At 63.9% G+C, this 3,035-nt stretch carries 4 protein-coding genes; 2 read left to right on the top strand and 2 right to left on the bottom strand.

Translation table 11 applies throughout. The features are described 5' to 3' along the window. The coding region (locus VNZ93_RS12300; protein WP_325705053.1) for a DNA polymerase Y family protein at window positions 1–1,497 on the bottom strand (1,497 nt) is incomplete at its 3' end. Further along, the gene (locus VNZ93_RS12295) at window positions 1,415–2,179 is read right to left on the bottom strand and encodes a hypothetical protein (protein ID WP_325705050.1); all 765 of its coding nucleotides are present in this window, start codon (window positions 2,177–2,179) and stop codon (window positions 1,415–1,417) included. The genes VNZ93_RS12295 and VNZ93_RS12300, both read right to left, overlap by 83 nt. A gap of 182 nt (window positions 2,180–2,361) precedes the next feature. Here VNZ93_RS12295 and VNZ93_RS12290 point away from each other — a divergent pair, with 182 nt between their 5' ends. Beyond that, the gene (locus VNZ93_RS12290; RefSeq protein WP_325705047.1) at window positions 2,362–2,682 is read left to right on the top strand and encodes a DUF1778 domain-containing protein; all 321 of its coding nucleotides are present in this window, start codon (window positions 2,362–2,364) and stop codon (window positions 2,680–2,682) included. Further along, window positions 2,670–3,035 (top strand): GNAT family N-acetyltransferase (locus VNZ93_RS12285; RefSeq protein ID WP_325705044.1); only part of this gene is annotated, 366 nt, incomplete at its 3' end. The genes VNZ93_RS12290 and VNZ93_RS12285, both read left to right, overlap by 13 nt.

Here is a 3,035-nt window from a genome sequence, read left to right as displayed (position 1 = left end):
GACGTGTCGCCACTTGAATTGCACCGGCGGACCATCCGGCACCTGTGCGATTGCCTCGACCGGTTCGGGCCGTTCGAATAGCCGGATCGGACGCGTCGGGATCCGGCTGTCCTGAAACAGGGCTTCCTGCGCGGCAGCATGAGGAGCGATTTCGGCTCGCGAACGCGCGGTGTTGGCCGGCACGGCAATGCTCGCAAGTTCGGGCAAGTGGGTGTCCTGCGGAATGAGCCGCTGCACGCGCTCCGCGCCGAAGCGGGCCATCAGCCGGTCGATCAGATGCGCGATCTCGCGCGCAGGATCGCCGCCGGCAAGGCCGGTCTGCAACGCCTCGAACGATTCGACCGCAAGCGCGGACAGGCGGATGACATCGAAGCCGAAGCCGGGATCGGCTTCGTCGCCGAGCACGGCCAGACGGTCGAGGAACAGCCGCTGGATGCGGGCGGGGTCGCGCATCGGTTCCGAAGTGCCGATCTCGATACGCACCACCTTGCCGTCGGTCCGGAACAGCGCGACCTGCAGGCGGCGCGCGCCCTTGCCATGCCGCTCCATCGCACGGGCGAGTTCATGCGCGAGATGCAGGATGGTGCCGAGCACATCCTCCTCGCGTCCGATCGGTTCGGCGAAGCGCTGTTCGACGAGAAACGACGGCACCGGCAGCCGCGGCACGATCGGTTCGTCCTCGCGGCCGAAGGCCTGGTCGATGCGGCGCACGAAGTCTTGTCCGAACCGCGCAGCAAGCGGCGCGCGCGGCAGGTCGATCACGTCGCCGATGGTTTTCAGCCCGGTCTGCGCGAGTGGCGCTGCGATATCCGGATCGATGCGAAGCGCGGCGAGTGGGAGGGGGAGAAGCGCACGTTGTTCACTCCCTCCCCCTGAAAGGGGGAGGGTGGGGGAGGGGGGCTGCGTGAATGAAGGCATATTGACCCCCACCCGACGCGCTTCGCGCGTCGGCCTCCCTCTTTCAGGGGGAGGTGCAGACCTTGATGTGGTTCCGTCATCGGCAAAAGACGACGACACACCATACCGCGCCAGCGCCCATGCGCATCCCGGCGTATCGGCAATGACCGCGCGCGCGTGAAAGCCATGCGCCGCCAGACGCCGGATCAGGTCGCGGCGCAATCCATCCTCGCCCCCGAACAGATGCGCGCAGCCGCTGATATCGAGAAACAGGCCATCCGGCGGATCGAGACCGACAAGGGGCGTATAGCGGTCGCACCAGTCGGCGATGTGGTTGAGCGTCGCTGCATCGGCGTCATCGTCCGCATCGATGGCCACAAGCTGCGGATACATCGCGCGGGCATCGGCAAGCCCCATCGTTGCGCGCAGGCCGAGCCGCGCCGCTTCGTCGTTCAATGCCGTGATCTGTCGCGCCGAGCGTATCGTCGCGACCACGGCGAGCGGCTGGCCGGCAAGTTCAGGCGATCGCCGCGTCAGCCGGTCGGTCGGCAACCGGCGCAGCCACAACGACAGGATCCGCCTCGACGAAGGCAAGCTCATGATGACTCCACGCAACACGAAACCGGCCGCAGGGGCCGCGCCGGTTCTTCACCAGGGAAAGCAGGAAGGATGTCGTGCCGGCTCCGCCGTAGGCGTCACGCGGACCGGCTGTGGCCGCGACCTCCCATCGCGTCATCGCCGCACTCGGGATCGATGTGGAACGCTGTCGCAGCAGCAGGCCGATGCCGTCATGCGTGCGTGCGGCAAGCGACAGGCGGCGGGTCGCGGTCAGGTCGGCCTTGTCGTCCGGCAATTCGGCGATGACGCTCGCGAGCGCGCGGCATTTGAGCGCCTCCTCCATCGCAAACAGCGCATCGATGGTGCGCCGTGCGCGCAGCACCAGAAGCCGCCGCGCCGGCAGGCCGAACAGGTCGAGGCCGATGCCGTAAGGCGCACCGGCCTCGAACCGGGCGATCTCGGTCTGGATCAGCAGCGTGTCCCGGCCGGTGTCCTTGCCGGCCAGGGCCGCCAGCGCCAGCGCAAAGCCGCAGGCCGCCCCGAGATGGATGGGAGCCTGTGGCGAGATTTCATGCAGGGCCCGCCGGGCCAGCCCGCCGCCAAGAAGCGTCTCCGCACGCGTCAGGCCGAGCTTCAGAGGAGCATTATCGTGTTGATAATACTCGTTTTTTTCCAACGTTTGACGGAGGCGCGCGAGCGCGCCCGGAGCCTGCGCACCGGTCATAAGCCGCTCCATGGGCCCCTTGTGGCAACGGATATGTTCGCTATTTGTTCTTATAGATTCCGGGTACTGAGGCAGTTTGCAAGGACTAAATTGCCGGGCCGTAGAAAAAGGACCCTATTGCAGCGTGTTGACGTTGTGTACACAAAATGTAGTATTAAATCTCAGTACGGCAGGGGTTGGTCATGGGACACGCAGAGACACCAGAGCGCCTCAAGACGCGCCCAAAGTCACCGCGCGTCCGGAGCGAAGCGCATATCCACATCAGAGCCCCACAGCAGACAAAGCAACTCATCGATACAGCAGCTACGGCTGTCGGGAAGACTCTGAGCGAGTTCGTTCTGGATAGTGCTCGCCAAAACGCCATTGATGTCTTGCTGGATCAAAGACTTTTCGTTCTTGATCCAGAGCGGCACGATGCGTTTGTGCGTGCATTGGATGCACCTGCGCCAGCAGGCGCAAAGCTTCGAGCGCTGATGAAGCGTAAGCCACTTTGGCAGAAATAGTCGATCATCCGGCAAAGCGCGAAGGCATCAGTCCCCCCGCGCTTCTGAACGCCTCGCATGACTGCAGCGCGTTCGATTGCGGGAACGTTGCATTAAATGATTGGCTCAAGCTTCGAGCCTTCAAAGGGCAGGGCCGAACTGCCCGCACTTACGTTGTTTGCGAAGGCGCAAAAGTCATTGGGTATTACTGCATCCTGTCCGGTGGCATAGAGCGATCAGAGCTTCCGAAATCTCTTAAAGAGCACGGCCTCCCAAACCACATTCCGGTGGCAATCATTGGCAGGCTTGCAAGGGACCTGAGTTACAAAGGATCGGGCCTGGGTCTTGATTTGCTTCAAGACGCCCTGACCAGG

This window comes from Pseudorhodoplanes sp. (assembly GCF_035565795.1).
In the GTDB taxonomy this organism is placed as follows: Bacteria; Pseudomonadota; Alphaproteobacteria; order Rhizobiales; family Xanthobacteraceae; genus Pseudorhodoplanes.
This window is presented reverse-complemented; position numbering and strand designations above follow the sequence as displayed.

Bases quoted from the DNA above. Each gene is read 5' to 3' on its own strand.
- VNZ93_RS12295 (WP_325705050.1), bottom strand. From the start codon at position 2,179: ATGACCGGTGCGCAGGCTCCGGGCGCGCTCGCGCGCCTCCGTCAAACG.
- VNZ93_RS12290 (WP_325705047.1), top strand. From the start codon at position 2,362: ATGGGACACGCAGAGACACCAGAGCGCCTCAAGACGCGCCCAAAGTCA.